Source organism: Bacillus sp. BR3(2024) (genome assembly GCF_039134555.1).
GTDB classification, from domain to species: Bacteria; Bacillota; Bacilli; order Bacillales; family Bacillaceae_G; genus Bacillus_A; species Bacillus_A cereus.
Window position 1 is genome coordinate 634,069 of the sequence record NZ_CP152433.1, and the last position, 26,085, is coordinate 660,153.

Genomic DNA, 26,085 nt, shown 5'->3' on the forward strand with positions numbered 1-26,085 from the left:
CTTATGATAACTTGTTTTAATATGGTATGCAAAGAAAAGGAAGGAGGATAAAGGGAAAAGAAAAAGCAATCAAGATGAAGTTGATTGCCTACAGTAAAGGAGAAATGAGCCTCATGAAAGACTCCAATATGCGTTTTTTTATACTTCTTTTTTGGAAAGAGTTCCATTTAATTTCAGTCGAATGTTTAAAATCTTCTTCAAAATCACGTTTAATATCGTGAACTGTTTTTGATTCATAAAGTACGCTAATAATTTCGTAATTCAATTTAAAGCTACGTACATCCATGTTCGCTGTTCCAATAGTTGCAATTGTATCATCAACGAGTACAATTTTTGCATGCATAAAACCATCTTTATAACTGTAAATAGAAGCACCAGCTTTTAAAAGCGGAGTGAAATAGGATTGAGATGCTTGATCACTAATGATGCTATCACTTTTACCTGGATATAAAATCCGTACATCTATTCCGGCAATTGCACTTAAGCGTAATAATGTTAAAGTTTCTTGATCTGGAATAAAGTAGGGTGTAGCGATCCAAATGGATTTTTTTGCAGAGCCCATAACAGCTAATAATGTATTACGAATACTTTTATCATCGGAGCTTGGTCCGCTTGCTACGATTTGAACAGCACCTTCTGCATTTGAAATCTCTTTACCTGGGAAGTATTGTCTATTCATGAATTGATCCCAGGAATAAGTATTTAAACCACTAGAGGCATAGAGCCAGTCTTCTAGAAAGATTGCTTGTAATTTATATAATGCTTTTCCTTCTATTTTTAAATGACTATCACGCCAAACAGGAAATTTCTTTGAACGGCCAAGATATTCATCACCGACATTGAGTCCTCCGGTAAAACCAATTTCGCCATCTACAATAACAATTTTTCGATGGTTACGATAATTGACAGTTTCAAGTAACCAAGCTGAAAAAATAGGGTCAAATTCTACAATTTCAATCCCAGCTTCTTTCATAGGTTGTAAAAATCGTCTTCTTAACGTATTACTTCCAAGGCCATCATAAAGGAAGCGTACAATAACACCATCTTTTGCTTTTTGTATTAAAGCATCTCGAACTTTTGTACCAATTTCATCAGATTTATAAATGTAGTATTGAATATGTATATGATGTTTTGCTTGCTCTATAGCTCGCAAAATTTCTGAAAATGTTTGATCTCCGTTTGTTAAAAGTTTTGTAGTTGTTCTATCTGCGGCAGGACCGCCTCCAAATTTTTGTATGACTTCTGTTAAATGTATGGAACGTTCATTTAGTGGGACTGTGAGTAATAACTCTAGTCTTCTTCCTTCTAATATTTCACGGAATAATTTTCTTTGTTCTTCTGAACGATGGAGATGTTTTTTTCTTCTCCAGCGGCTGCGTCCGAAAATAGCGTATAAAAGCACACCTATAATAGGAAGAAGTGCTAATACTAAAAACCATGCTAATGTACTTTGTGGAGATCTATTTTCTATAAAAATAACGAATGAAATTCCTACGATTGTGATGGACCATAGAGCACCGACAAATGTATATAACGAGATATACGATGTATTTAATAGGAACAGAACGATAGATACAATTGTAAATATTAATAGTAATTGAACGATAGGCTTCTTCATTTCTATATAATTCCCCTAATCTTTTTTCAATATAGACTTCTTAAATAGAAGATGTAATATGACATCTTTATTATAAGGTGTTTTGCTTTTTTTACAAAATATAGACATTTCACCTATACTTTCCGCATTTGTCCTACATACAGTGTACTATCCCATTTTTTATCCCACTCTTAACGCATATGAAAATGAAAAAATCGAAAAGGAGCGGAGAAACATGAATTATATAGAAAATAATGGATTGTATTATCGAAATCATCATGGAGGACACAATCATGGTGGGCACAATCATAACGGTGGACATCATCACCATGGAGGACACAATCACTATGATCACCATCATCATCACGGAGGCGGATGGGGCTGGGGTGGTGGGGTAGTTCATGGGGAGGCGGATTTTTCCCTGGAAGCTTTGCAGGAGGAGTGTTAGGCGGACTGACAGCTGGTGCATTAACAGGTGCAACAAGTGGAGGGTATTATCCCGCTCCATATCCAGTAGCTTATCCATCACCATACCCTGTAACGTATCCAATGCCATACCCAGGTTATCAGCAAATACCATATTCGTATTAAACTAAAAAAGAGGCTATCCTCTTTTTTAGTTTAATACGGTATTTATTTATAAAATACTTCCAAAATTAAGGTAAAAATATGTTAATATTTTGTTATTGTAATTCAAAAACATATACATTGATGTAGAGTTTTATATTATTATTCGTGAATAGTTATGTAGTATGCTCTAATTTCTATTTCGTTATTAAAAACAAAGAGATCAGATGTGAGTGGTATTAGTTGGAAATAAGGCTTGCATAGAGACACTTAAAGGGATTGCAGTATAATAAGGCGCGAAATAATTAGGGAGATGAGAAGCTACTATTTATAATTAGAACGGTATAATATTGCTTTTTATTACAAATAATATTATGTTATTTTAATCGGTCTATTCAAAAAGATAATTTATGTAATGGGCTAGTATTAGAAAATGAAATATCTCTATTTCTATGAAGAGAAACAGGTTGTGTTTTAGTCAGATAGAAGCAAGGAGAGATGCGCATGCTAGAACAGAGAGGTCATGCATTATATGACTCTTCATTGCGAGATTTAAAGTTAGCATTAGATGAGTCTTCAATTGTTGCAATTACAGATCGAAAAGGTCTTATTACATATGTAAATGATAAATTTTGTGAAATCTCTAAATACAAAAGAGAAGAATTAATTGGAAAAGATCACCGTATTTTAAATTCAGGACATCATCCAAAAACCTTTTTTCAAGATTTATGGAAACGTATTTTGAATGGGAAAGTATGGACAGGTGAGATTCGGAATCGAGCAAAAGATGGTACATATTATTGGGTCAAAACAACAATTGTTCCATTTTTAAATGAAAAAGGAGAGCCATACCAATTTATCGCAATTCGAAATGATATTAGTAGTAGAAAAGAAGCGGAACATAGATTGCGGCTAAGTGAAAGTCGTTATAGGGAACTTGCCTATCATGATGCTTTAACGAGTTTGCCTAACCGTTTACAATTAATAACGACCGTTAACGAATTGATTGCAGATAAAAAAGAATTTGGTATGATTTACTTTGATTTGGACCGTTTTAAATTAGTAAATGATACATTAGGTCATATGATAGGGGATTTACTTTTAAGTGAAGTTGCTTCAAGGTTGCATTATGTACTAGGAGAGAAAGATGTTCTGGCTAGGCTAGGTGGCGACGAATTTGTGCTGTTAACAAAAAATCATAGACAAGATGATATGAGTCAGTTAGCGACATCTGTATTGTCATGTTTTCAGGCACCATTTATGCTGGAAGGCCATGAAGTATACATTTCAGCTAGTCTAGGACTTTGTTCTTATCCACAAGACGGACAAGATGTGGAAACGTTATTGAAAAACTCTGACTTAGCTATGTATAGTGCAAAAGAACAGGGGAGAAACGCTGCGTGTTTCTTTACAGATGAGCTACGCGCGAAAATAAATCGTAGAATGAAAGTTGAGTTTGCTTTGCAAAAGGCAATTCGTGATGAAGAGTTAGATGTAGCATTGCAGCCTATTATTGATTTGAAAACGAAGAGATATTCTGGTATAGAAGCTCTAGTACGTTGTATGACAGAAGACGGACCTATTTCACCAAGCGAATTTATCCCTGTAGCTGAAGAGTCTGGACTTATTATAAAACTAGGAGACTGGGTATTAGAAAAATCATGTCGCTTGTTTAAAACATTGCCGAATTATCAAGAAGGACTAAAGTTATCTGTGAATTTATCTATACAACAATTAATGCAGAAACGTTTTATTTTATCAGTACGTAGCATTTTAAAGAGAACTGGCTTTCCTCCGAACCGTTTAATATTAGAAATAACGGAAAGCATTGCAGTCCGTCATTTTGATTATATTATTGCTACATTACAAGAATTAAGAAATATGGGTGTTTTAATTGCTTTGGATGATTTCGGGACTGGCTATTCTTCCTTATATTATTTAAAACAACTACCACTGGATATTGTAAAAATTGATCGTAATTTTATTCGTGAATTTCATTATGATCACGCACAACCAGAACGAACGATTGTAAAATCCGTTATTGAAATTGCTCATAGTTTAAATTTAGCAGTAGTTGCTGAAGGAGTAGAAACAGTAGAGCAAGAGAGTTTGTTACAATCAATGAGCTGTGATTATGTACAGGGATTTTATTATGCGAAACCTTTATCTGTAGGAGAGCTAAAAGAACAGTTAATTACAGATTTTTAATAAAAAAGAGAAGCCAGCAGCTTCTCTTTATTTAATCCGTTTTTTGTGAGTCTTTCATTAGTACTGGATAAAGAATAAGACCTAATACGAACAATCCAATTCCTAAGAAGAATGTTTTTAAATCAGCAGTTCCCGTTTTGATAACCCAAATGGAGTATATCAACGCTAATGTCGTAATGATTCCATCTTTTACTCGAGATCCTGGCAGTATATCATACGTTTCTCCTGTAATAACTAATTTTAATTGGTACAAGGTAGAAACAAGGTATGGGATTAAATAGGCTAATGTTGCTACGACGATAGCGAAACTATACGCTTCTGAAACAGTACCAGAAATCGTTGAAAATAAGAAAATTTGCGTCATTACATTTGTAATCAATAGTGATTTTGAAGGACTACCTTTTTTATTTGTTTTCCCGAAAAACTTAGGGAAAAGTCCATTTTTTGCTGCCTGGTAAGGTACTTCTGAACTAACAACAATCCAGCCAACTGTAGATCCAAATAAAGATATAAGAGCGAGTAAAGCCATTATATATGCACCTTTATTTCCAATTGCTAAATTTAATGCGTCTACTAATGGTTTTTGAGACTCTTTTAAAGCATCTTGCGGAAGAGCTCCCATTGTAAGTAAAGTAATTGACATGTAAATAAGAAGAGCGATAATTAATCCGAAAATCGTAGCTTTTTTTACATCGCGCTGTGATTTTGCACGATTAGAAAGCATAACTGCTGATTCAATACCGATAAATGCCCAGAGTGTTGCAATAGCAGCTGAATTGATTTGTCCACCTAATGAGATTGATTGTCCTGCTTCATTCATAAAGGTTTGACCGTCTCCGAAATTAGAGGCGTTGAAAATGAATAATGTAATTACAATAAACATTGTAAATCCAATAATTTTTGCAATGGTAGCAAGTAGATTCATGTTTCCAGCTCGATCAATATTTTGAGAAAGAATATATTGAATTCCCCACAGCATAAGGCTACATACGAGGAAAGTTAATCCTTTTCCGAGTTCCAGTGAAAATCCATTTATTGAAAAAAGAATTTGCTTACTTTGTAAAACTGGAAAGAATGTTGATAAATATCCAGCAAAGGAAATAATAACAGATGCTGTTGCAGCCCAGTTAGCAGCCCAATATCCCCATGCCATACTATATCCTGCAACTTTACCAGCTTTTTTTGAAGGAAACATCGCTTGAGCATAGCTTTGTGGTCCAGCTTTTAATTCTGGTTTCCGAATCGCTAAATTTCCAAATACAAGTGCAATCATAAATACGCCAAGGCCTGTAATACTCCATGCGAGTGTAGAACCCATTGGCCCTGATACTTGTGCTAAATTTGCTGGAAGCATAAATACGCCACCGCCAACCATATTCCCGATAACAAATGCTGTTAAAACCCATAATCCCCATTTTTTCGTTTCCATTTTTGTTAACTCCTTTGTAGTAAGTTTTGCTTAAACATCATTTTTTACTAGCTTTTTGACAATAAAAAAAGAGCCATGTAGATAAAAAAATACCTACATGGCTCTTTCGCCAAAGCGTAGGTACAACGGGAATAACCCTTGTACCTACGCGTAATTTTTCCGCTAGGTTTCAAGGGTTACGTATGATGATGATGTTTTTGTGCAAATGTAACTACAGTTGTTGTATAAGTAAGCATAGTTCTTTGCTCCCTTTCTCCTCTGATTTTGAAGTTAGTATACTACATGTTTTTTTGAATGAAAAGAAAAATATAAAAATTTTTATAAAAATACGTTTTAAAGATTAAATATTTACCTATATTTTTCTTGTACTGGAAAATAAGTGAGAGATTGGCAGAAGAGTGAAGCATGTTATAATACATATAGAATTAGAAGGTGACAAGGGGCTATTGTAGATGATGAGTAAGTATGAACAAATTTATACAGAAATCAGTAAATCTATTGATAATAAACAATTAAAAGAGGGATGCAAAATCCCATCAGAAACAGAATTAATGAAGCAGTATGAGGCAAGCCGAGGCACGGTAAGAAAAGCTGTAGATTTACTGCAAGAGCGTGGATATGTGCAAAAAATTCATGGAAAAGGTGTTTTTGTTTTAAAGCGAAAAAATATTGAATTTAATTTTGGCGGTATTGTAAGTTTCCAAGAAGAAAATGAACGTTTGGGACGTCATTGTATTACGGAAGTTGTGGAAATGGACAAAGAAAAAGCCACAAAAGAAATTGCGAAATTATTAAATGTAAAAGAAAAAACAGAGATTGACCATATTAAACGTGTACGAAATATTGATGGAGAAAAAGTAATTTTAGATATAAATCATTTTGTATCTGAGTTTATTCCAGGATTAACGAAAGAAATTGCAACTGCATCGATTTATAAATACATCGAGAAAGAGCTTGGGCTACATATTAGTTATTCGCAGAGGGTAATAGAAGTACAGCCATGTACAGAGGATGACAGAAAGTATTTAGATTTAAATGGAACAGACTATGTTGTCGTTGTGAAAAACTTTACACATTTGTATGATGGAAGTCAGTTTGAATATACAGAATCACGCCACCGTTTAGATATTTTTCACTTTTCGGATGTGGCACGCAGGAAGTAAAGAGGTGGAACAAAATATTGTTTCATCTCTTTTTTTTATAAAAAAAACACAAACTCGTATATACGAGTGTTGACTAACTTATATATACGAGTTAATATGTAATTGTAAACGGTATCAAAAAAAGAAAAGAGGGACGGGAATATGGGGAAAGACTATCGTAAAACAGCAGAGGAAGTGTTGCAGTATATTGGTGGGAAAGACAATATTGAACAAGCTGCACATTGTGTGACGAGGCTCCGTATCGCTTTAAAAGATGAAAGTAAAATAGATAATGATAAATTACAGTCTGTTTCATTAGTGAAAGGAGCGTTTCATAACGCTGGTATATTTCAAATTGTAATTGGTCCAGGGGATGTAGATCGTGTTTACGCTGAATTGATAACGCTTGCAGGTATGAAAGAATCGACTGTAGCGGACGTAAAAGACTCTGGAAATCAGAAGTTAAATCCAGCTCAAAAGTTTGTGAAAATATTTTCGGATGTATTTATGCCGATATTACCAGCGATCGTAACAGCTGGTTTACTAATGGGTATTAACAATCTATTAGGCGCAAAGGACTTATTTTTTGATGGGAAAAATTTATTAGATGTTTATCCGAACTTAGGCGGGCTTTGGGATTTAATTAATATGATGGCCAATACAGCATTCGTATTCTTACCAGCACTTGTCGGTTGGTCAGCAACGAAGCGTTTTGGTGGTAGTCCAATACTAGGGATTGTTATGGGATTAATGCTTGTGCACCCGGCCTTATTAAACGCTTGGGACTATGGAAAAGCAGCGACTGGTTTAGAGGGGCAAAAGATTGAGTACTTCAATATTTTAGGACTATTCCAAATTGAGAAGGTAGGATATCAAGGACAAATTTTACCTGTTTTAGTAGCAGCATTTGTATTAAGTAAAGTGGAAATTTTCTTAAAGAAACATGTACCAAATGCAATTCAATTATTAGTTGTACCAATTACAACAATCGTTGTGACAGGTGTGTTAGCACTAGGAATTATCGGTCCGGTTACACGTCATATTGGAGATTTATTAACAGTAGGATTAGTAGGTGTATATGAAACAGTACCAGTAGTTGGAGCAGTATTATTTGGAGCGTTATATGCACCGCTTGTAATTACAGGTATGCATCATATGTTTATTGCAATTGATTTACAATTGATTGCACAACATGGCGGGACATTTATTTGGCCGATGATCGCTCTTTCTAACATTGCGCAAGGTAGTGCGGCACTTGCGATGTTCTGGATTTCTAAAAATCAAAATGATAAAAGTATGGCATCAACATCAGCCATTTCAGCATACTTCGGTATTACAGAACCAGCGATGTTTGGGGTGAATTTACGAAATAAGTTCCCGTTCTATGCAGCGATTATAGGATCTGCTGTGGCAGCGATATTCATTACATTAAATGGTGTATTAGCGCCTGCTATCGGAATTGGCGGATTGCCAGCATTTATTTCTATCATTCCGAAATCGATTCCAATGTTTATTGTAGGAATGATTATTGCAGTTGTAATCCCGTTTACTTTAACATGGTTATTTGCAAAAAGAGTCAAACAGAAGTAGGAGGAAGTTAAACATGAAGGATTGGCATAAAAGTGTAGTCTATCAAATTTATCCGAAGAGCTTTAATAGTTATTACAATAGAGAAACCGGGGATATAAAAGGTGTTACAGAGAAACTAGATTATTTAAAAGAACTCGGAGTGGATTATATATGGTTAACACCGATATACCAATCACCACAAAATGATAATGGATATGATGTAAGTGATTACTACAGCATTGATCCATCTTACGGAACGATGGAAGAGTTTGAAGAACTTTTAGCAGAAGCGAAAGTACGTAACATTGAGATTATGCTTGATATTGTTGTAAATCATAGTTCGACTGAACATAAGTGGTTTAAAGAAGCGAAGGAAGATAAAAATAGTCCATATCGTAATTACTATATTTGGCGTGATGAAAAAAATAATTGGCAGTCTAAGTTTGGTGGATCTGCTTGGAAATATGATGAGAAGACGGAGCAATATTATTTACATTTATTTGATGAAACACAAGCTGATTTAAATTGGGAAAATGAAAAACTTCGTGAAGAAGTATATGATATGATGCGTTTTTGGCTGGATAAAGGAGTAACAGGATTCCGATTAGATGTCATTAACTTAATTTCAAAAGACCAATGTTTCTTAAACGATGAAGGTAGTACTGCGACAAGTGATGGACGCAAGTATTATACAGATGGTCCGCGTGTTCATGAATATTTACAAGAGATGAACCGAAATGTTTTTGCAGGAAAAGATGTAATTACAGTTGGAGAAATGTCATCTACGACAATTGATAATTGTATTAAATATTCAAACCCTGAGCGTAATGAATTAAGTATGACGTTTAGTTTCCATCATTTAAAAGTAGATTATCCGAATGGTGATAAGTGGACGAAGGCTGATTTTGATTTTATTAAATTAAAAGAGATTATGTCTAGCTGGCAAATTGAAATGCAAAAGGGCGGAGGATGGAATGCGTTATTTTGGTGTAATCATGACCAGCCTCGCATCGTGTCACGCTTTGGTGATGATGGAAAGTACCGAAACGAATCTGCAAAAATGTTAGCGACAGCCATGCACATGCTGCAAGGAACGCCTTATATTTATCAAGGGGAAGAAATCGGTATGACGAATCCTAAATTTGAGTCCATCGAGCAATATCGTGATGTGGAATCGTTAAATATATACGATATAAAGCTAAAAGAAGGGCTATCAAAAGAAGAGATTATCGGGATTTTAAAGCAAAAATCTCGTGACAACTCTCGCACTCCGATGCAGTGGAATGAAGAGATGAACAGTGGTTTTACAACAAGTACACCTTGGATTTCAGCGGCTGAAAACTTTAAAGAAATAAACGTAGAGAAGGCATTAGAAGATAAAGAGTCCGTATTTTATCATTATAAAAAGTTAATAGAACTTAGGAAAACGTATGATGTAATTACAGAAGGAGAATATGCTATTTTGGATAAAAATGATCCTAAGATTTGGGCATATACTCGTACTACAGAAAGTGAAGTGCTGCTTGTTATAAATAACTTCTATGGAGAAGAAATAACGTACTCTGTACCAGCGCACGTTCAATTAGATGGAATGAAACAAGAAATACTACTGTCGAATTATAAAGATGCTAGCAAGGATATTACAAAACTTAGCTTAAGACCATATGAATCAATTGTGTATCGATATACGAAATAAAAGGTTGTATGCCGCATGGGCATACAACCTTTTATTTTAGGACACCACTGTACAAAATGTTTACCTCTACCTCAGGTTTGAATTTTACTTTTGCATAATCTTTATTCCAATTTTTCTTCTTCCATAAGTCAGGGTGATAGGCGATAAGGTGTCTGCCGATACCGAAAGCATCACAGTTTGCTTTTTGTAACTTTTTCGTTATCTTTTTAGCTTCTTTCGTAAGTTGTGTAGACAATTCTTTATTTAGTTTTTTTCTTTCATCCATTTTGTAAAGATTATCTCTCGGAGCTTCAAGCGCTATAACTTTTAGTTGGAGCTTAATGTGAGCATAAACATTTCCTTTTTTATCTGTTGTTATTTTTAAGTCGCGTTTTAACTTTCGATTGCTAATTTCCATTGTTAAATAATCAGATGTTTTCTCTGATTCATCGCTAGTAAGCTTTTGGGTTATACGGGCACTTGTTCCCATTTTTCCAGTTAATAATACGAATAAAACAGATTGTTTCAAAGGTAAATGCCCAGTTAATTTATCATTATTAAATAAAGCTAGACCGTTTGTAATCACTTCTTTTCCTTTTATTTTTATAGAAGGGAGGGTAAAGTCTTTACCGGGATCTAACATTTTTGTAGCAGCTGTTTCTAAAGTTTCTTTTGGAAACACACTCATATCTTCTAAACTTTTCACTTTTTTCTTTAGAAAATCTCCAATTAGTAAATTTCCTACTTTCTTTTTTTCTAGTATCTCGGATGTTTCACCATCTACTGCAATAAGTTTTACTAAAGCAGTTGGGTTTGTTGGGTCCCGAAAGCTGACATCTAAATAAGGTAATATACCTTTTTTTAGGATTTTGGTTCCGAGTAATTGAACGCCATATTTAAAATAGCGAATATTCCCAGTCACATTTTTTTTTAGGGCATCGCTTGTATCCCTTATGTTATGCCCGTTTGCTGAATGTATTTCATTTTCGAATGAAGATTGCTCGCCGCTTGAACTTTTTACGAGTTCAAGCGTTTGCTGAAGTTTATTCTCTTCCGTAATATCATAACCAATGCTATAAGCTAATCTGGCTTCTCTTAATGGCTCTTGATCCCAACAGCCAGAAAGGAGGGAACTAGTACATAATATAAAAAGTAATTTAACTCTTTTTTGGAACATACTGTTCTCCTTTCTTATTTCTTATTACTGAATAAAGTAGAAATAAAAGAGGGAGGACAACGATGAAAATATACGTGAACTTATCAGTGAAAGTTGAAATTACTTTTAATTCTTCAGGTGTATCTATAAATAAGGCTACACTAAAAGCAATAATACCGACGATTGGAACAGCTTTTTTATGATTAGCAAGATTGAATATATGCCCAACTCCGATTGAAGCAGCGCAATAATAACTAGCAATAGAAGCCACAACTGTTATCATCCATATTGGTATGAATAGTAAATCCGTCCGGTCTATAATCCCGATATGTAAGGAGCGTAATAAGTAAGCAACTGGTTCTGGAATAAGCTCGATTTGTTTTGGGCTAAATACGATATAGCAAATCCAAACAGTAAAAGTATAAAAAAGAGTTACAAATCCGTTAGCGATAGAAATTGCCTTCAGTTTTGCCACAGAACTCCCGTTTACTTTTGGGAAAGCGATAAGAATGATTTCAAAACCATACATGGCTGTAATTGTTTCCTTGGATGCTTGAATTATATTCCACCAGCCGGCTTCTGTAATGGGAAAAATATAAGAGAAATCAGCTCGGGAAAGCCCTAGGGCAATTAAAAGAGCCATGGGCAAAATGAGAATAGAAGCTATGACATAAAATCGTACGATGACTTTAAATGTATTATAGGCTATATAGCAGCAAGCTATCGTAAATAGTAAGAGAATTGCGTACCAAGGGGTCGCTTGCAAAACCCACACTTTAATGACATTACAAGCATTTAACATAACTGTCATACCGATAAGAGTAAAATAAAAAACATAAGCAAAGCCTAATAGTTTTCCAAACTTATTACCAAATAGCATACAAACACTTTCATACATATCTGCATCAGGGAATCGTTTTAAGAAAAGCCACATTAGTAAAATAATAAGCTGAATCGCAAGCCCGGCGATGAGCGCGGAAATCCATCCACCACCTTTTGCTATTGGGTGAAGACGGTTAGGTAGAGAAAGGATACCAACTCCGATTTGGCATTGAATAACGAAAAAGGTAAATTGAACGAGCGAAATTTTACTTTGCGTGTTTGTCACCGTCCTCATCCTCTCTCGTTACATGTTGTCGTTGCATTTTTTTCGGTTTTGGATCATGTGGTCGTTCCCAAAACGACCAAATTGGAAGTCTTACGAAAGAATCTTTCATATCTTTTATCCGCATCGGGGCAACAGGAGAAAGATATGGCGTATGAAATGAATGTAATTGACATAAATGAACGAAAGTTATAATTAGACCGAATGATATTCCGACGTATCCGAATATAGCAGCAAGAATCATTAATGGAAAACGAAGAATTCGAACTGCTGAACTCATATCGTTTGATGGAACGAGAAAAGATGAGATGGCAGTTAAAGCTACAACAATAATCATCGTATAAGAAACAAGTCCAGCTTTTACAATTGCATCACCAATTACTAAACCACCTACAATACCGATTGTTTGTCCAACTCGGCTTGGTAAGCGAATACCAGCTTCCCGTAATAATTCAAAGATTAATTCCATTAAGAGAGCTTCAAAAATAGGAGGAAGTGGTACTTTCTCTAATGAAGCTTTAATTGTATACACAAGTTCGAGCGGCAATACATCAGGATGAAAGGCTACGGTTGCGATATATATAGCTGGTAAGAGAAAAGCAATCAAGAAACTCACTAAGCGAATCATTCGGACGAAAGAACCGACAATCCAGCGGTTATTATAATCGTCTGGTGATTGATAGAAAGCAAATAACGTAACAGGAACGATAAGCGCTGTGGGATCTCCATCAGATAAAATAGCAACTCGTCCTTCCATTAAATTTGCAGCGGTCCTATCTGGACGCTCTGTATTTAATTGCTGCGGAAATGGTGAGAAAGACGTATCCTCTATAAATTCTTGTATATATCCTGGAGGCATAAGTGCATCTGTCTTAATCGTTTCTAACCTTCTTTTTACTTCTGTAACTAAATCGTCATTCGCTATGTTTTGCATATAAGCAATAGCTACTTTCGTGTGCATTTCTTCACCGAGTGTAAAATATTTAACAACTACATTTGGACTCTTAATGAGTTTACGAATAGAGGCTAAATTCGTTGCTAAATCTTCTACAAAACCAGTATGCGGTCCACGTACAATACCTTCATTATCAGGCTCTGTTATATCTCTTTTTAAAGATAGAGCCGTTTCAAAAGTGCAAAAGCTTTCGACATGTTCATGAAAATATAAAGATTTACCTTGTAATAAAAGCTGCACACCATAATTTAAATTCGTTTCTTTTTTCATATTTAATGTAGAAAAAGCTTTATCTAAAGATAAATCCGATCGCGTTAATAATGGCTCAAGAGCTAATTGATGAATTAGATTTGGGTCTGCTAAAGATTCGATATATATGATTATTCCTTTTCCGTTTTGAAAAGGGAGATCTAATTTTTTTATATCATCAGAATGAGAAAGTTTATTTTCAATGTAATTAATGTTCTCAGGGAGTGATGGAAACATATGCTTTTGGCCCGTACTCTCTTGTTGTTCTTTTTTCTCTGTCATAATTTCCACCTCTTTTAGATAAAGTTACTTCTGTTAATTTTTGCTTTTTGTGAGAAATTTATGCTTGGATTATTTTTGACAAAGTAGCTTGAAAGTTACGTTACGTCATCTTTTATACTATAGAAAATAGGGTATAGGGGATGATATAAATGACTTTGAGGGATATGTGGGGATGGAAAGAAATTTTATATTTATTTATGTTTGTATTTGTTATTGTTCCAGTAACTGTTGAATCTCTTTTTTATAAATATATTTTAGAAATAATAGGTAACTCACTATATGCTGGAGTATTAATGGGCTTTATAATGGCAGTGATATTTACTACTGTAGTTTATCTTTTTTGTATCAAAAGATATAAACTCTCGTGGAAAGATATTGGAATTCGGAAGCTTTCATGGAAAGATCTTTTATGGACAGTTGGAGCGGTTATTTTCTTAATTGTAGCTAGTATTGCTGTATTAGTGATAATGGAGAAAATGGGTATTTCCTTTGAAAATAGTAAGACGGAGACGGTCCAAAATGATAAATCAATCTATTCATTCTGTATCGTGGTAATTGGAGCAGCAATTATATCACCAATCTATGAAGAGATTTTATATCGAGGTGTTTTTTATACATTTTTTCGTGATAGATATGGCATGTGGGGCGGTATGTTTATTAGTTCCATAATATTTACCGTTGTCCATATCCCTACATATAACACATTACTGGTGAATTTTTTGAGTGGGGTAGTATTTGCATGGTTATATGAGAAAACAAATTCTATTTTATCAGCTATGATTGCCCACGCATTATTCAATTTCATAGCAGTACTTCTAACATTTGTGTCGAATTAAGAAGATATATAGGAGGGATATATATGGAAATAGCTGTAGAACGTGTTTTTACGAAAGAGATTTTAAAAAGAGCAGCGAATTTGTTTCATGTAACAGTAGAAGAAAAGCCACTTGGAGATTTTGAGAATTATATTTTTAAGGCGAAGGGTGATAATGATGAAGATTATGTATTACGTTTAACACATTCTTCTCATCGTTCTAAACAAGAGGTAGAGGCTGAACTAGATTTTTTACGATATGTTGCGGAGAATGGGGCAAAGGTAGCAGGACCTCTTTATTCAACGTCTCGAAATCTCGTAGAAGAAATCGTAGCAGAGGATGGGACTTTCTTTTTCGCTTCTTTATTTATATATGCAAAAGGTGAGCAAGTAAAAGGAGCAGAATCGCCTTATTGGGGAGATGCTTATTTTGAAGCGTGGGGAAAAGCGATTGGGCAACTGCATCGCCTTACAATGGATTATCCTAAAACAGACTACCGTGATACGTGGGAAGAAGACGAAAGTGGAATTGTTAATGAATTAGAAGATGGTCAAGTGAAAGAGATTGCAGCGGTATTAATGGATGAAATTAAGGCTCTTCCAGTTGAAAGAGAAACGTTCGGTCTTATGCACGGTGATATTCATCAAGGTAATTTTCATTATGATGGTAAAGAGCTAACAATCTTTGATTTTGATGATGCTGCTTATAATTACTTTATACATGATTTAGCGATGGTTTTATACTACTCTGTTCTATTTACACCGTGGACAGCAGAAGAGAAGACAGATTTTGCTCGTAAACAGTTACAAGTGTTACGAAAAGGATATGAGTATGAGCACAGGCTGGCGGATAGTTGGTATGAATCGTTACCACTATTTTTACGTTTACGTGATATAGGTTTATATGGAACGCTTCAAAAGAAGTTTAAAGGGAAAGATATGCCTGATAACTTCTTGAAATTATCAGAAGAGCTATACGAAAGAATTATTAAAAGAGAAGCAATTGTGAATATATAATACATTTAGTTCAAAACAAAGTATATAAAACAAATATATACTTTGTTTTTTTATACAAAAATATGTTTACTTTATTAAAATAATATTGTCCTAGATTCGGTATACACTTATAATTTTATATATATTCTGAATATTCTTTATAAAAAGGAGGGGGAATGTTGGAAGCTTTCGTAAATTGGTTAAATAATATTGTTTGGAGTCCAGCACTTGTTTATTTATGTTTAGGAGTAGGTTTATATTTTTCTATTCGAACGAAGTTTTTACAAGTAAGACATGTAGGAGAAATGGTGAAGCTGACATTTCAAGGGGAAAAATCAGAAGCTGGTGTTTCTTCATTCCAAGCGTTAGCACTTTCGTTATCAGGACGTGTTGGAACAGGGAATATCGCTGGGGTAGCAACAGCGGTTGCATTCGGTGGACCAGGAGCTGTATTTTGGATGTGGGCAGTAGCCTTTTTAGGAGCAGGATCAGCTTATGTAGAATCAACACTCGCGCAAATATATAAGACGAAACATCAAGGGCAGTTTCGTGGTGGACCTGCTTATTACATTGAAAAAGGTTTAGGTGTGAAATGGTATGCTTTAGTATTCGTTGCAGCGACAATTCTTGCAACGGGGCTTTTACTACCAGGTGTACAAGCAAATAGTATTGCTGTAAGTTTAGAAACTGCTTTTGGTATTAATACTACCGTATCAGGGGCTATATTAGTTGTCGTATTAGCTCTTATCATTTTCGGTGGAGTAAAGCGAATTGTTAACGTAGCGCAAGTTGTCGTACCGTTTATGGCAATAGGCTATATTTTAGTAGCTTGCGTCATTGTTGCTATGAATATTGAAAAATTGCCAGAAGCATTTATGTTAATTATAAGAAGTGCATTTGCATTAGAAGCTGCTTTCGGTGGTATTATCGGTTTAGCAATCTCTTGGGGGGTAAAACGTGGTATTTATTCCAATGAAGCAGGACAAGGGACTGGACCACACGCAGCAGCTGCAGCCGAAGTATCACATCCAGCTAAGCAAGGTTTAGTACAAGCATTTTCCGTTTACATTGATACATTATTTGTTTGTTCAGCAACAGCATTTATGATGATTATTACAGGCATGTATAACGTATTTGATGCAAGCGGAAAAAACTTTATCGTTAATAAACTAAACGGCGCTCAGCCAGGACCAGGATATACACAGGCGGCGGTAGAATCTGTTTTCCCTGGATTTGGAAATGGTTTCGTTGCAATCTCGTTATTATTCTTCGCGTTTACAACAATTATGGCGTATTACTACATTGCAGAAACGAATATCGCGTACTTAAATCGTGATAAAGATCGCCCTTGGATGTCCATGGTACTAAAGTTTGTATTTTTAGGAGCTGTATTCTACGGCTGTATAAAAACAGCAGCAACGGCTTGGGCTTTAGGCGACATTGGGGTAGGAATTATGGCATGGGTAAATATCATTGCGATTTTATTGTTACAAAAACCTGCATTAGTCGCATTAAAGGATTATGAAAAACAGAAAAAAGAAGGAAAAGATCCAGTATTCGATCCAGGGCCATTAGGAATTAAAAATGCTGATTTTTGGGAGCATGAATACGGGAAAGATAAGAAAGAAGAAGTATCTTAATCGAATAAAAATGAAGAAGCAAAGGGGAAACCCTTTGCTTTTTTTATGGACAAATTGAAGCTAAAAGTTATTTTTGGGACTATTTTTGAATATAAAAAGAATGTACATGCATTGTTAGGGGAAGGGGGAGTATGTTGATAGAATTTCGTAATGTAAATAAATATTATGGTAACTTTCAAGTTTTGAAAAATATTAATGTGCAAGTGAAAAAAGGCGAAGTGGTAGTAGTTGTCGGGCCTTCAGGATCAGGAAAAAGTACATTGCTTCGATGTATAAATCAATTAGAGGCAATTACAGATGGAGAATTAATTGTACAAAATACAGAGGTACACAATAAAAAAACGGACATGAATGAATTGCGGCGAAATATTGGGATGGTCTTTCAACATTTTTATTTATATCCACATAAAACGGTTCTTCAAAATATTACATTAGCACCGATTAAAGTAAATAAAGTTTCCAAAGAAGAAGCAGAGAAAACAGCAATGTTTTATTTAGAGAAAGTAGGAATCCCTGAGAAGGCTAACGTATATCCACATCAATTATCCGGAGGACAACAGCAACGGGTGGCAATTGCTAGAGGACTTGCAATGCAGCCGGAAATTATGCTATTCGATGAGCCTACGTCTGCTCTTGATCCAGAGATGATTGGAGAGGTACTTGATGTTATGAAAGCACTGGCTAAAGAAGGGATGACAATGGTCGTTGTCACGCATGAAATGGGATTTGCTAGAGAGGTAGCAGATAGGATCTTATTTATGGATGATGGCCAAATTATTGAAGATACAACACCGGCGAACTTTTTTGCAAACCCTGAACAAGAAAGAGCCCGTTTATTTTTAAGTCGGGTGCTAAATCATTAGAGGAGGAATTTCATGCTTAAAATGAAAAAGTTATTTACTTTAATCGTATTTTCATGTTTATTCGTGCTTGTTGTTGCTGGATGCGGAAGTAAGAAAGATGAGGCAAAGGAAACAAATACGAAGCAAGGCGGGGCTGTTGAGCAAATTAAGAAACGAGGGAAATTAGTAGTTGGGGTGAAGAATGATACGAATTTATTTGGATTAAAAAATCCTTCAACAGGGCAGGTAGAAGGATTCGATGTTGATGTCGCCAAGGCACTGGCGAAAAAGATTCTTGGAGATGAAAAGAAGCTAGAGCTGAAAGAAGTAACGTCTAAAACACGCATTCCAATGCTGAAAAATGGTGATATTGATGCAATTATTGCAACAATGACAATTACGGAAGAACGCAAAAAAGAAGTGGATTTTTCAGATGTATATTTTAAAGCAGGACAATCGTTACTTGTGAAAAAAGGAAGCAATATTAAGAGCGTCGATGATATAAAACAAGGCGTTAAAGTATTAGCTGTAAAAGGATCAACATCTACAAATAACATTCGTCAAAAGTCACCAGAAGCGACTGTATTAGAGTTTGAAAATTATAGTGAGGCATTTACAGCGTTAAAGGCAGGTAAAGGTGATGTGTTAACGACAGATAATGCGATCCTTTACGGAATGGCAAAACAAGATTCTAATTATGAAGTAGTAGGAAAAATTTTCACAGATGAACCGTATGGAATTGCAGTGCAAAAAGGGGCAGATGATTTAACGAAAGAGATTAATACTTTAATTAAAGACATGAAAGCAAGCGGGGAGTATGACAAATTATATGAGAAGTGGATTGGACAAAAACCAGAAAAGTAGATAGTAAAAGTGAGAGGATGAGAGTACTCATCCTCTTCTTGTAAAGAAAGAGGGGAGAATATGTGCCTGATTTTTCTATATTAACGAATAACATTGATATGTATTTAGAAGGGTTTAAATATACAGTTATGTCTAGTGTAATTGCATTGATAGGTAGTTTTATTTTAGGAGTAATTTTGGCAGTAATGCGTATTGCACCTATTCGCATTTTAAATTGGATAGGATCAGCTTTTGTGGAGTTTGTAAGAAATATTCCACTTGTATTAATTGCATTTATATTCTATTTTGCTTTACCTGTAATAGGAATTACTTTAAATGGTTTTGTAGCAGGAACAGTTACGCTTACGGTATATACGGCAGCTTTTATTGCAGAAGTAATTCGCGCTGGTATTTTATCAGTTGCGAAAGGGCAGATGGAAGCTGCTCGCTCTTCAGGGCTAACGTATGTGCAGGCGATGTATTATGTTGTCTTACCCCAAGCAGTGAAAATTGTAATTCCCCCTTTAGGAAACCAGTTTCTCAATTTAGTTAAAAACTCTTCAATACTTGGAATTATTGCTGGTGCTGATTTAATGTATCAAGGAGATTTAATTTCAACGAAGACGTTTGTTACGTTTGATGTTTATATATTTGTCGGGATGTTTTATTTAATATTAACAATTCCGCTCAGTATGCTAGTGCGTTATTTAGAAAAACGCTTAGCAAAGGAGGCGGTGTAAATGGATTTCAAGGGAGCAATTACAGGAGATCATATTCTATTTTTATTAAAAGGATTACTTATAACATTAGAGGTAGCGCTCATAGCAATTGTACTTAGTTTTATTATTGGAAGTGTAATCGGTATATTGCGCTACACGAAAATACCTGTCGTCTCACAAGTATTAGGAGTTATAGTTGAAGTGATTCGAAACTTACCACTACTGTTAATTATATTTTTCACGTATTTTGCACTTCCAGAAGCAGGCTTGAAATTAGAAATTATAACAGCTGCAATTGTTGCTTTAACAATATTTGAGGCAGCAATGATATCTGAAATTGTTAGAAGTGGTCTATTGTCTATTGAAAAAGGGCAGGTTGAAGCTGCAAGATCTTCGGGATTAACGTATGTTCAAGCGCTTTGGCATATTATTTTGCCACAAGCATTAAGGAGAATGGTTCCGCCGCTTGTCAGTCAATTTATTTCATTGCTGAAGGATACGTCGCTAGCGGTTGTTATATCACTCCCTGAGCTTATGCATAATGCTCAAATTATTAGCGGGCAAAATGTGAATTACATGATTCCGACGTTTATAGTAGTAGCTTGTATGTACTTTATCGTAAATTATAGTTTATCAATTTTATCGAGAAGATTAGAACTCCGTTGACTCTTACAATATATGTAAGGGTTTTTTCCTTGTTTCTCCTTATTTTCCTCTAAATAGAATCTAAATCTTGCAATAATTCGATTTTTATATTGTTTTATCAGAAAAGTTTTAATTTTATATAGAAAATGTAATCGCTTTCGTGTATATTTTTATTATCAGAAAATTTTAACAGGATATAGGGGTATGGTAGGGGGAGGATTTAGATGCAGCAACCAACGAATGAGAAATTACATCGTACGATGAAGAGTAGACATTTATTTATGATCGCACTTGGTGGTGTAATCGGAACTGGTTTCTTCTTAGGTTCAGGTTACACCATTAATCAGGCTGGACCAGGGGGAGCCATCCTTTCATATTTAGTAGGCGGATTTATTATGTATTTAACAATGCTTTGTCTTGGAGAGTTAACGGTAGCGATGCCGGTTTCAGGATCTTTCCAAAAGTATGCGACGAAGTTTATTGGACCAGGAACGGGCTTTATGATTGGCTGGTTATACTGGCTCGGCTGGGCAGTAACAGTGGGTCTAGAATTAACGTCAATCGGTTTAATGATGAAAAGATGGTTTCCAAATGTTGATGTTTGGGTATGGTGCCTTGTATTCGGTGTTATTTTATATGCTTCAAACGCAATTTCGGCGAAAAGTTATGCCGAATTAGAATTTTGGTTCTCTAGTATTAAAGTAATTACAATTCTTGCATTTGTTGTGCTTGGTGGTAGTGCATTATTAGGATTTATATCATATGACGGAAAAGAAGCAGCACCTCTTTTCTCTAACTTTGTAAGCGATGGTGGACTTTTCCCGAATGGACTAGCTGCCGTATTACTTACAATGATTACAGTTAACTTCTCGTTCCAAGGAACAGAGTTAATCGGAATTGCAGCGGGAGAAAGTGAAAATCCAGAAAAAACAATTCCACGTGCAATCCGTAATACAGTATGGCGCATTATGTTATTCTTCATTTTAACAATGACGATTTTAGTAGGATTAATTTCTTGGAAAGAAGCAGGCGTAATTGAAAGTCCATTCGTAGTCGTATTTGATAAAATTGGTATTCCATACGCAGCTGATATTATGAACTTCGTTATTATTACTGCGTTATTATCTGTAGCGAACTCTGGATTATATGCAGCGACGCGTATACTATGGTCACTTGCAAATGAGGGAATGGCACCAACTTCCTTCCAGAAAGTAAATAAGCGTGGTATTCCAATTACAGCGCTAGTCGTAACGATTGCGGTAGCTGGATTATCTCTATTCACAAGTTTCCTTGCAGAAGATACAGTATACATGTATTTATTATCGATAGCTGGTTTATCGGCTGTTTCAAGTTGGATCATTATTGCTCTATCGCAACTTCGCTTTAGAAGTCAGTATATAAAAGGTGGAGGAAAGTTAGAGGACTTAAAGTATAGAACACCACTATACCCAATTGTCCCGATTTTAGCCTTAATTACAAATAGCATTGTTGTTATTAGTTTAGCGTTTATTCCTGAACAAAGAATGGCGTTATACTGTGGTATTCCATTTATCATTTTCTGCTATATATATTATTATATTAGTAAGAAACGGCAGAAACCGATGAAAGTGGAGATGGAAAAAACAAATGAAACTAACAATCAAACACGATGATATAGAAGCAGATTTATCGTATGGTCAATTAGCGATTGGAAAAGAAAACGGGTATTCACCGTTACAATTACTCATTTCTTCTATCGCAGGATGTAGTGCAATTGTCTTTCGAACAATTTTAGAAAAGAAACGTATTACATATGATACGTTTACAATCGAAACTGAAATTGGTAGAAGTGAAGCTTTATCGAAGCCAGTTGAAAGTGTTCATTTGCACTATAAAATTAAAGCAGAAAACATTACAGAAGAGCAGCTGGACAAGGCGCTGCAACTTGCAGTGAAAAATTGTACGATTGTTCAATCTGTAAAAGATAGTATAAAGGTTACGGAAACAATTGAACTAATAAAATGAAACATAAAAACGTGAGAGCCGTATTCTCACGTTTTTATGTTTTTAGAAAGAGGGGAAAGTGTAGTGGGCTGTTTAGGTTGTAAATTAGCAAACGAAGAGAAAAAAATATATAAAGTATATGAAGATGATTATGTAACTTGCTTTTTAGATCATGCGCCTTTCTACCCAGGACATACTTTAATTGTGCCAAAGCAGCATGTTGTAGAAGTAGACGAATTAGATGATGTTGCTCAATTATGGATGCTTCTAAGCTGATGGCAAAAGCGATTAAGGCATTATATAAACCAGATGGAATTACAGTTTGTCAAAATGGTAGAGTATTTAACGAGTTAACACATTACCATATGCATGTCGTACCAAGATATAAAGAGCGTTCGTTTGCTGAGTTTTATACGGTGCAACCGGAGGAAAAGAAGAATCATAACTTTGAAGAGACAAAGAATTTGTTAAAAGAAGCGATAGAGCAAATACTGCATATTGAAAAGGTGTAAAAGAATTTTTCTTAGAGATACAGTCAGGAAAATTCTAATATTAAAAAGCCCAATTTCTCAGTTACAATAGAGAAATTGGGCTTTTGCTTATTCTATTATTAAATTTTATCTATAAAAAGATTTTGTAGTGTCACAAAGTATAGCGCTCATTCGTTATATAGAGTGAGAGGAGGAATTATATGAAAGTTACAAACAACGATTATGAAAAGATGGAAGAGCTATATGAGTTGTATGAACAAAAGATTTATTATGTAGCGTATTCTATTTTAAATAATATTCAGCAGGCCGAAGATTCGGTTCAAGAGACGTTTATTACTCTTTATAAGAACTTGGAAAAGCTCCATAGCTTGAGTATTGAAGAGCTTAAACGCTACATTTTGAGGGTTGCGAAAAACAAGGCGATTGATAGCTATCGGAAAAATAGACGACATGAAACATTTTTAGAAGAATATGAAAGAGAATCAACAGAAACAGTAGATGAAAATATTGAAAAGTGGGAAAAACGTGTAATGTCCGAGTTTCAAATTGATGCATTGTTAAAAGAGTTAAATGAGTCTAATAGACAGGTGTTTAAGTATAAAGTCTTCTATAACTTAACGTATCAAGAAATTTCAAGTGTCATGGGGATAACGGAGGCCAATGTCCGCAAGCAGTTTGAGCGTGCTCGAAAACGAGTCCAAAATATGATAGGAGGTATACAACATGACGAATTCAAAGAACTCCAAAGAAATATATGAACTTGCTGAAAAAATTGCTTTAGATGATTTTGATAAACTCGAAGAACAACATGAATTTTCACATACATATACGCGCAAAAAGAAATTGTTTATGGAAGAAATGAAGCTGAGAGGCGAGCGACCACAGAAAAAGCGTAAAAGACATCGTATGTTAATCGCTGCTGCCTGTTTATTAATTGGTATGCCAACAACTGTTTTTGGTGCAGTGAAAGTCTATAATATGATTGTTCAGAAACAAAATTACGAAGTAAATGTGTCGGTAAAAAATAAGGACTCAAAAAAGAGTGATAAGTGGTATAAGCTGAAAATAGGTAAATTGCCAGAAAATATGGAAGCAATCGATGATAGTGCTATGAAATATTCATTTAAAGATAACGACGCAATGGGCGGGTTTTCATTTGTTCTTTCGAGAGTGGGAGAAAATGCGGATTTTCAAACTTTATATTCAAAAAGTTATGAAGAAAAAGAGATAAATGGCAGGAAAGCAGTAATTGTCCATAAAGAAACTGGAAACAACAACGTAATGTTTGACAGAAAGGTCTTTCTCTTTTTTGAGAAAGAAGGGATTATGTTAGAAAGTTATATTGGATCCGATGTAAACGAAGAACAAATGATAGATGTGTTAGGGAGTATTTCACTTGAGCCTACGTCAAAAGAAAAGGCATCATATATAGCAGATTATGATGAAAATCGCTTTACCAAAGCAGCTGAACCGAAAGAAAATAAGGTGATTCCATTGAAAAAAGATAGTAAACGACTATTTCATATAGGACAAAAGGTTCCAGTAACGATATCTATGGATAACAGCCAAATTGAATATGTGATAGAAAAAGTTGAAGTCTTTGATTCAATTAAAGATTTTAAACAAGAGAATTTTAATGAACTTGGCCTAGAGATATTAAGCAAGAATAAGGCTTTAGATCAGATGGGAAAATTACTATCGTACAGACGAGATGAATATAAATTAGGGAATGGTAAAGATTCAATTGATACATTAGTAGATTCGAAATTAGTTAATGTTAAATTTGTCTATTTAACAACAACAGTGAAAAATATTGGTAAAAAATCGACAGAAGAAATCTATATGCATCCATCCATAAAACAGCTTAAATTTGAAGGGAATGCATGGAACTACGCTAAAGAAGAGGGAATGGACGCAACGCGTATTATGACGGGTGAAGTTGATTACTTGGAACCTCACGGAGACGGGAAAAGCTTTTATAATATTGGCAGTATCACACCAGGACAAACGGTGAAGGTTAACTTAGGTTATTTTGTAGATGAGGATAAACTAGATTCAATCTTTTTGGATGCTTTCCATTACAGAGGGAATGGTGGCACTGAAAATATGAATGCGGAATATCGTTGGTGGATTGATATTCGTCAATAGTAACAAAGAGACTAAAAAGCTGCTTACATCTAGCAGCTTTTTTCGTCTTCATACATATGTAAAATTTCTTTCGCACGTATACGTAAACCATCTATCAATTCTGTCGGTTCTAAAACTTTTGCATCTTTTCCGAGTCTATAAAATAAAGGGGTAATAAAATTGATTTCTCCTTTATCAATTGTTGAATTTATATATCCTGTCCCATCCTCGTTTATTATAACGAATTCCTCAAGATAAGGGACGCTTTTACATTGGCGTACGCCTTCTGTTGTCAGTAAAACATGTAACTGAGTAGGGATGTGTACTACGTTAGAGTTAGAGGCAAACCACTCTTCTAAATTCATGAATGTATCCTCATTTTCTTCCGTTGATAATATGGAAAGAATACGATCGATGCGATACAGTAATACTTTTTTTCTACCGAAGTCATAGGACGGTAAGTACCATAACCCGTCGTGAGCATATACACCAATCGGATGAACATGTTTTGTTTTTATCCCTGATTTAGATTCGTATTGAAAGTGTAAATTTTTATTTTCAATAGCCGCTGTTAACACTTCGTTTAAAAGTGGGGTCTCAATTGTTCTCTTCGGATTCCAAAAGGCGATATAAGAACGTATTTTATCAACTTTCACTTTCGCATCATGTTGTAGGGAGCTATACAGTTTATGTGTAACGGAATTGATTTCTGTGTTAAAAGGTAAGTCGCGATAGTAACTTAAAGATTGAAAAGCAAAAAAGATAGAGACTGCTTCTTCTTCCGTAAATAAGATAGGTGGAATGACCCTAGTTGTTAATACTTTATAGCCGCCGTTACGACCTTGTTCTGCGTAAATGGGCAACCCCATATCACTTAAATCTAAAATGTATCTATGAACCGTACGAACGGAAATATTAAATTCATCAGCTATTTCTTGAGCTGTAAATGTTTTTTTCGCAGAAGCAAATATAAGAATATCTAATAAGCGTTTAGCTTTTGACAAATGTATCACCTTTTCTTTTTAACATGACATAAATTGTCATGTTTTAT

At 34.9% G+C, this 26,085-nt stretch carries 21 protein-coding genes and 2 pseudogenes; 17 read left to right on the top strand and 6 right to left on the bottom strand.

Translation table 11 applies throughout. The features are described from left to right. Positions 1–88: 88 nt before the first annotated feature. Complete coding sequence (locus V7S45_RS03240) at positions 89–1,618, bottom strand: cardiolipin synthase (protein ID WP_025689438.1); 1,530 nt, start codon at positions 1,616–1,618, stop codon at positions 89–91. A 214-nt stretch (positions 1,619–1,832) separates the two neighbouring features. On the opposite strand from V7S45_RS03240, the pseudogene V7S45_RS03245 reads away from it, so the two are divergent. Next, positions 1,833–2,188: pseudogene (locus V7S45_RS03245) on the top strand (cobalt transporter). Positions 2,189–2,668: 480 nt separating this feature from the next. Continuing rightward, the gene (locus tag V7S45_RS03250; RefSeq protein WP_025689439.1) at positions 2,669–4,372 is read left to right on the top strand and encodes an EAL domain-containing protein; all 1,704 of its coding nucleotides are present in this window, start codon (positions 2,669–2,671) and stop codon (positions 4,370–4,372) included. Positions 4,373–4,403: 31 nt separating this feature from the next. Here V7S45_RS03250 and V7S45_RS03255 read toward each other — a convergent pair whose 3' ends face one another. Beyond that, positions 4,404–5,801 (bottom strand): amino acid permease, encoded by a 1,398-nt coding sequence (locus V7S45_RS03255; RefSeq protein WP_000448447.1) that lies wholly within the window; start codon positions 5,799–5,801, stop codon positions 4,404–4,406. Positions 5,802–6,253: 452 nt separating this feature from the next. Between V7S45_RS03255 and treR the strand changes: the two genes are divergently transcribed. From treR to treC, 3 genes are all read left to right on the top strand, one after another. Further along, the gene (gene treR / locus V7S45_RS03260) at positions 6,254–6,964 is read left to right on the top strand and encodes a trehalose operon repressor (RefSeq protein ID WP_000987242.1); all 711 of its coding nucleotides are present in this window, start codon (positions 6,254–6,256) and stop codon (positions 6,962–6,964) included. A gap of 141 nt (positions 6,965–7,105) precedes the next feature. Next, positions 7,106–8,533: a PTS system trehalose-specific EIIBC component gene (gene treP / locus V7S45_RS03265; protein ID WP_000513935.1), complete on the top strand. Its 1,428-nt coding sequence runs from the start codon at positions 7,106–7,108 to the stop codon at positions 8,531–8,533. A gap of 13 nt (positions 8,534–8,546) precedes the next feature. Further along, on the top strand, positions 8,547–10,208 hold the full coding sequence (treC, locus tag V7S45_RS03270; RefSeq protein ID WP_000656141.1) for an alpha,alpha-phosphotrehalase: 1,662 nt from the start codon (positions 8,547–8,549) through the stop codon (positions 10,206–10,208). A 31-nt stretch (positions 10,209–10,239) separates the two neighbouring features. On the opposite strand, the gene gerKC is transcribed toward treC, so the two are convergent. The 3 genes from gerKC to gerKA are packed head-to-tail and all read right to left on the bottom strand — an operon-like array spanning position 10,240 to position 13,934. Next, entirely contained in the window at positions 10,240–11,364 is a 1,125-nt protein-coding gene (gene gerKC / locus V7S45_RS03275; protein WP_000486848.1) for a spore germination protein GerKC, read from the bottom strand. Beyond that, positions 11,345–12,451: a GerAB/ArcD/ProY family transporter gene (locus tag V7S45_RS03280; protein ID WP_342761651.1), complete on the bottom strand. Its 1,107-nt coding sequence runs from the start codon at positions 12,449–12,451 to the stop codon at positions 11,345–11,347. Before V7S45_RS03280 ends, gerKC begins: the two co-directional genes overlap by 20 nt. After that, positions 12,432–13,934, bottom strand: coding sequence for a spore germination protein GerKA (gerKA, locus tag V7S45_RS03285; RefSeq protein WP_025687819.1), 1,503 nt, complete (start codon positions 13,932–13,934; stop codon positions 12,432–12,434). Before gerKA ends, V7S45_RS03280 begins: the two co-directional genes overlap by 20 nt. A 149-nt stretch (positions 13,935–14,083) precedes the next feature. Between gerKA and V7S45_RS03290 the strand changes: the two genes are divergently transcribed. The 12 genes and pseudogenes from V7S45_RS03290 (at position 14,084) to V7S45_RS03345 (ending at position 25,055) form a co-directional block, all read left to right on the top strand. Further along, complete coding sequence (locus V7S45_RS03290; RefSeq protein ID WP_000175182.1) at positions 14,084–14,770, top strand: type II CAAX endopeptidase family protein; 687 nt, start codon at positions 14,084–14,086, stop codon at positions 14,768–14,770. 23 nt (positions 14,771–14,793) lie between these two features. Then, positions 14,794–15,765: a phosphotransferase gene (locus V7S45_RS03295; protein ID WP_000401644.1), complete on the top strand. Its 972-nt coding sequence runs from the start codon at positions 14,794–14,796 to the stop codon at positions 15,763–15,765. A gap of 158 nt (positions 15,766–15,923) precedes the next feature. Then, positions 15,924–17,384 carry an alanine/glycine:cation symporter family protein gene (locus V7S45_RS03300; RefSeq protein WP_000387160.1) on the top strand — a complete coding sequence of 487 codons (1,461 nt, stop codon included), beginning with the start codon at positions 15,924–15,926 and terminating at the stop codon, positions 17,382–17,384. A 131-nt stretch (positions 17,385–17,515) separates the two neighbouring features. Beyond that, positions 17,516–18,247, top strand: a complete 732-nt coding sequence (locus tag V7S45_RS03305; RefSeq protein ID WP_006917993.1) for an amino acid ABC transporter ATP-binding protein — start codon at positions 17,516–17,518, stop codon at positions 18,245–18,247. A gap of 12 nt (positions 18,248–18,259) precedes the next feature. Continuing rightward, positions 18,260–19,090, top strand: a complete 831-nt coding sequence (gene glnH / locus V7S45_RS03310; RefSeq protein WP_000916491.1) for a glutamine ABC transporter substrate-binding protein GlnH — start codon at positions 18,260–18,262, stop codon at positions 19,088–19,090. A gap of 62 nt (positions 19,091–19,152) precedes the next feature. Beyond that, a complete protein-coding gene (locus tag V7S45_RS03315; protein ID WP_001112667.1) occupies positions 19,153–19,809 on the top strand; it encodes an amino acid ABC transporter permease in 657 nt (218 codons plus the stop codon). Further along, entirely contained in the window at positions 19,810–20,454 is a 645-nt protein-coding gene (locus tag V7S45_RS03320) for an amino acid ABC transporter permease (RefSeq protein ID WP_000345960.1), read from the top strand. It abuts the gene before it with no gap. Between the two features lie 203 nt (positions 20,455–20,657). Beyond that, positions 20,658–22,085, top strand: coding sequence for an amino acid permease (locus V7S45_RS03325; RefSeq protein WP_001187097.1), 1,428 nt, complete (start codon positions 20,658–20,660; stop codon positions 22,083–22,085). After that, on the top strand, positions 22,060–22,437 hold the full coding sequence (locus V7S45_RS03330) for an OsmC family protein (protein ID WP_000778831.1): 378 nt from the start codon (positions 22,060–22,062) through the stop codon (positions 22,435–22,437). Before V7S45_RS03325 ends, V7S45_RS03330 begins: the two co-directional genes overlap by 26 nt. 63 nt (positions 22,438–22,500) lie before the next feature. Next, a pseudogene (locus tag V7S45_RS03335) lies at positions 22,501–22,928 on the top strand (HIT family protein). 179 nt (positions 22,929–23,107) lie between these two features. Next, positions 23,108–23,665, top strand: a complete 558-nt coding sequence (locus V7S45_RS03340; RefSeq protein ID WP_025687262.1) for an RNA polymerase sigma factor — start codon at positions 23,108–23,110, stop codon at positions 23,663–23,665. After that, complete coding sequence (locus V7S45_RS03345; RefSeq protein ID WP_025687261.1) at positions 23,631–25,055, top strand: DUF4367 domain-containing protein; 1,425 nt, start codon at positions 23,631–23,633, stop codon at positions 25,053–25,055. Before V7S45_RS03340 ends, V7S45_RS03345 begins: the two co-directional genes overlap by 35 nt. A gap of 29 nt (positions 25,056–25,084) precedes the next feature. Here V7S45_RS03345 and V7S45_RS03350 read toward each other — a convergent pair whose 3' ends face one another. Then, positions 25,085–26,047 (bottom strand): YafY family protein, encoded by a 963-nt coding sequence (locus V7S45_RS03350; RefSeq protein WP_157797727.1) that lies wholly within the window; start codon positions 26,045–26,047, stop codon positions 25,085–25,087. Positions 26,048–26,085 lie beyond the last annotated feature (38 nt).